The sequence below is a fragment of the Bradyrhizobium sp. genome (assembly GCF_049586575.1).
Classification (GTDB): domain Bacteria; phylum Pseudomonadota; class Alphaproteobacteria; order Rhizobiales; family Xanthobacteraceae; genus Bradyrhizobium.
Map to the genome: position 1 here is coordinate 1 of NZ_JBAVCF010000258.1, position 3,999 is coordinate 3,999.

Annotated in this window: 4 protein-coding genes and 1 pseudogene; 1 reads left to right on the forward strand and 4 read right to left on the reverse strand. The window is 62.8% G+C overall.

Annotated features, from left to right (window positions below; all coding sequences use genetic code 11):
• On the forward strand, nt 1-1,290 hold a 1,290-nt coding region (locus WB528_RS09815; protein ID WP_423888225.1), incomplete at its 5' end, for a M48 family metalloprotease.
• 292 nt (nt 1,291-1,582) lie between these two features.
• On the opposite strand, the gene WB528_RS09820 is transcribed toward WB528_RS09815, so the two are convergent.
• The 4 genes and pseudogenes from WB528_RS09820 to WB528_RS09835 form a co-directional block, all read right to left on the reverse strand.
• The gene (locus tag WB528_RS09820) at nt 1,583-2,398 is read right to left on the reverse strand and encodes a CarD family transcriptional regulator (protein ID WP_423888226.1); all 816 of its coding nucleotides are present in this window, start codon (nt 2,396-2,398) and stop codon (nt 1,583-1,585) included.
• Nucleotides 2,399-2,808: 410 nt separating this feature from the next.
• Complete coding sequence (gene fdxA / locus WB528_RS09825) at nt 2,809-3,147, reverse strand: ferredoxin FdxA (protein ID WP_423888227.1); 339 nt, start codon at nt 3,145-3,147, stop codon at nt 2,809-2,811.
• 116 nt (nt 3,148-3,263) lie between these two features.
• Complete coding sequence (locus tag WB528_RS09830) at nt 3,264-3,533, reverse strand: RNA-binding S4 domain-containing protein (RefSeq protein WP_423888228.1); 270 nt, start codon at nt 3,531-3,533, stop codon at nt 3,264-3,266.
• 21 nt (nt 3,534-3,554) lie between these two features.
• Nucleotides 3,555-3,999 (reverse strand): annotated as a pseudogene (locus tag WB528_RS09835) (helicase-related protein); the annotation flags it as partial.

Below are 3,999 nucleotides of genomic sequence, written 5' to 3' on the forward strand. Positions count from 1 at the left end.
CTGTCGTCCTACGGCGGCGCCTATGACGATCCGAAACTCGAGGCGCTGATCACCAAGACCGTCGATCGGCTGGTGGCGGCGTCCGACCGGCCCGACCAGGCCTACAAGGTCACCATCCTCAATTCCGGCGCCGTGAACGCCTTCGCACTCCCCAACGGTCAGCTTTATGTGACGCGCGGCCTGATCGCGCTCGCCTGCGACACCTCCGAACTGTCCTCGGTGCTGAGCCACGAGATGGCGCATGTGCTGGCCAAGCACGCCGCCATTCGCGAGGACCAGGCGCGGCAGGTGGCGGCGAATGCGACCCGCGCCGTCGCCGAGGTGGCCAACGATCCGGATTTTACGGCGCTGGCGCTGGCGAAAACCAAGCTGACGATGGCAACCTTCTCCCGCCAGCAGGAGGTCGAGGCAGACAAGATCGGGGTCGGCATCGCGGCCAACGCGCATTTCGATCCCTACGGCGCGGCGCGTTTTTTGACGGCGATGGAACGCAACGCCGAACTGAAGGCGGGCAAGACTTCGGCCGATCCGCGCGTGCAGGACTTCCTGTCCTCGCACCCGGCAACGCCGGAGCGCGTCGCCAACGCGCAGAACGCCGCGCGGCAATACACCTCGTCTGAGGCGAGTGACCGCGACCGCGACAGCTATCTCGCCGCGATCGACAATATCGTTTACGGCGAGGACCCGAGTGAAGGATTTGTCCGCGGACGGAGATTCCTGCATCCCAAGCTCGGCTTCACCTTTACGGCGCCGGATAACTTCACGCTGGACAATACCGCGCAGGCCGTGATCGGCGTACGCGAGGGCGGCTCGCAGGCGATGCGCTTCGACGTCGTGCGGGTGCCGGCCGAGCAATCGCTCGGCGACTATCTCAATTCAGGCTGGATGGAGAACGTCGACAAGGCTTCGACCGAAGACCTCACCATCAATGGTTTTCCGGCGGCTTCCGTGGTTGCCACCGGCGATCAGTGGCAGTTCAAGGTCTATGCGCTTCGCTTCGGCAGCGACGTCTACCGTTTCATCTTCGCCACCAAGCAGAAGACGACGGAGAGCGAGCGCAACGCGCGCGAAACCGTCAACTCCTTCCGCCGGCTGACGCTGGATGAAATCCAGTCGGCGCGGCCGTTGCGCATCAAGGTGATCAACGTGCAGCCCGGCGACACCGTGGAATCGCTGTCGCACCGCATGGCGGCCGTCGACCGGCCGGCGGAGCGCTTCCGCATCATCAACGGGCTTGAGGCCCATGCTCAAGTCAAGGCGCGCGACCGCGTCAAGATCGTGGTGGATTGACGCGCGAAAGCGCGTCGTCCCCGGTCGCGCGAAAGCAGCGAACCGGAGATATCGCTCCATTCCCAATTTGTCGTCCCGGCCAGGCGGAGCGCGCGCGGGCACCCATAACCATAACCAAAGGTGTTTGGACGCCTCTTTGCCGGGGCCGCTAGCTTGCTTCCCCTTGAACGTTGGTGGTTATGGGTCCCCGCCTCCGCGGGGACGACGTACGGATAGGATTTGCTAAATCAAGCCCCAAAACAAAAAGCCCGGTCTCATCGACCGGGCTTTTCAATTCGCTTGATGGATCAGCTTACGCGGCTTCGTCCGCGACAGCGGTATCGTCGCCATCGGCGTCGGCATCTGCCTCGCCGTCTGCTTCGGCGTCCGTCTCGGCCTTGGCGCCGCGGCGCGGGCTCTTGGCCAGCTGGCTTTCGATTTCCTTCACGGCCTCGGTTTCCGTCACGTGCTGGACGACGGCGATCTCGCGCGACAGGCGATCCAGCGCCGCTTCGTAAAGCTGACGTTCGCTGTAGGACTGCTCGGGCTGCGATTCGGAGCGATAGAGATCGCGCACGACCTCGGCGATCGCGACGATGTCGCCCGAATTGATCTTGGCTTCGTATTCCTGGGCGCGGCGTGACCACATCGTACGCTTGACGCGGGCTCGGCCTTTCAACGTCTCCAGCGCCTTCTTCACCAGCACCGGCTCCGACAGCTTGCGCATGCCGACATTGGCGACCTTCGCCGTCGGCACCCGCAGCGTCATCTTGTCCTTCATGAAATTGATCACGAAAAGCTCAAGCCTCGCGCCGGCGATCTCCTGCTCTTCGATGGCCAGAATCTGGCCCACGCCATGGGCCGGATAGACCACGAACTCGTTGGTCTTGAAGCCTTGACGCTGGGTCAGGGGCTTTTTGTCTTCGACGCGCGGCGCAGCCGCCACGGGCTTTGCGGCAACAACAGGCTTTGCGACGGCCTGCGCCTTCGCGGGAGCCTTGACAGGAGCTTTGGGGGCGGCGGCCTTCGGAGCAGTCTTGTGGGCAGCAGTCTTCGACGAGGCAACCTTCGAAGCAGTCGTCTTCGAACCGGTCGCTTTCGCGGCAGTTTTCGCAGTCTTGTGTGGCATTGAGCTTCTTTTGTTTTTTGAGGGCTTGGCAGCCGATGCCTTCGCGGTCTTCTTGGAAGAAGCCTGGGCACGGCCCTTGGTTGCGCCCCGACTAATGGCCGCGGCGGCTTTTTTTGAAGCCTTAGAACTACTCTTTGTACGCGTTTTTTGTGACACAGCCTGCGCGCGGAACTGCCACGCCCCTGTTCGATGTTTTCACGGGAACCCATGGGGGCCGATAAGCGGGCTGACGGGTTCGGCTAATTAATGCGTCAATATAGCACATTTCCCGCAAAAATCAATGATTTATGCCCTCCCAGCGCCTCCGACACGCCGTTTTTGACATTCGAATCGCAAGTAGGGTTAAGCGGATCGACCATCCACAGCCGCCGATGCGCGGGCGGACGAAGCTCCAAACCCGGTTTGGCCGGTCAGTCGCCAGAACCGGCGCTGGGGGAAAAATATTTCTCGAACTTGCCTTCTTTCCCCTCGAATTCCTTGGCGTCGGGTGGGGAATCCTTCTTTTGGGTAATATTCGGCCAAGTTTTGGCATACTCGGTGTTCACTTCGAGCCACTTTTCCAGCCCCGGCTCGGTATCCGGCTTGATAGCGTCGGCGGGGCATTCAGGCTCGCACACGCCGCAATCGATGCATTCGTCCGGATGGATCACCAGCATGTTCTCGCCCTCGTAAAAGCAGTCTACGGGGCAGACCTCAACGCAGTCGGTATATTTGCATTTGATGCAGGCTTCGGTGACGACGTAAGTCATCCAGGTCTCCGGAACGGGTCGATTTTGAGTGGTTTAAGCGGGTTGCCTAGCCCAGGAAACCTCGCGCTGCAAGGGAAGCTATGGCTCGGAAGGCCGCCCTGCATGAAGGCAGATAGTCACTCGGCGCGGCACTGCAAATCGACGTAAAGCACGCGGGCGGACGCCGCATCGCCGCGCCGCTCGGCAAATCCGATGATCTTGAGCACGCGCACGGTCCGGTCGAGCCCGACCGTGACGACGTCGCCGGCTTTCACCGCATGACCGGGAGACCTCTCGCGCACCCCGTTGACGCGCACATGGCCGGCTTCCACGAGCGCGGCGGCGCTGGTGCGGGCTTTGACCAGGCGAGCATGCCATAGCCATTTGTCGAGACGCTGGCGCTCCAAGCAACACCCGGGCGAGAAAGGCTAGTCCTTGCGGTTGGCGGTCATCTGCTCCTTGAGCGCGGCCAACTTGGCGAACGGCGAATTGGGATCAATCGGACGATCGCGCTCGCGCGGATTGGCGCTCGAGGCATATTGCCGATGCGACGGGCCGCTCTCGCGACCACTGCGGTCGCCTCTGTCACGCCCCTTGTCGCGTCCGCCGCCCTTACGAGCATCGTCGCGGTCGCGGAACTTGCCCTTGTTCTGGTCTCCACTGCGTCCCTTGCCTTCGAAGCGTTCGCGCGGCCGATCTTTCCGGTCCTGGCGCGGTTCGCCTGCGGGCGCGCCATCGGCTGGAGCCGCAACGGCGCCATCCGCTGGCTGATCCGGGCGGGGCTTTCGAAAATCGCGGTGACGGTCGCGCCGGCCATGCCGGTGCCGTTCGCGTTTGGCGCCCTCGCCTTGTTCGCCGGTTGCGGCCTCGCCC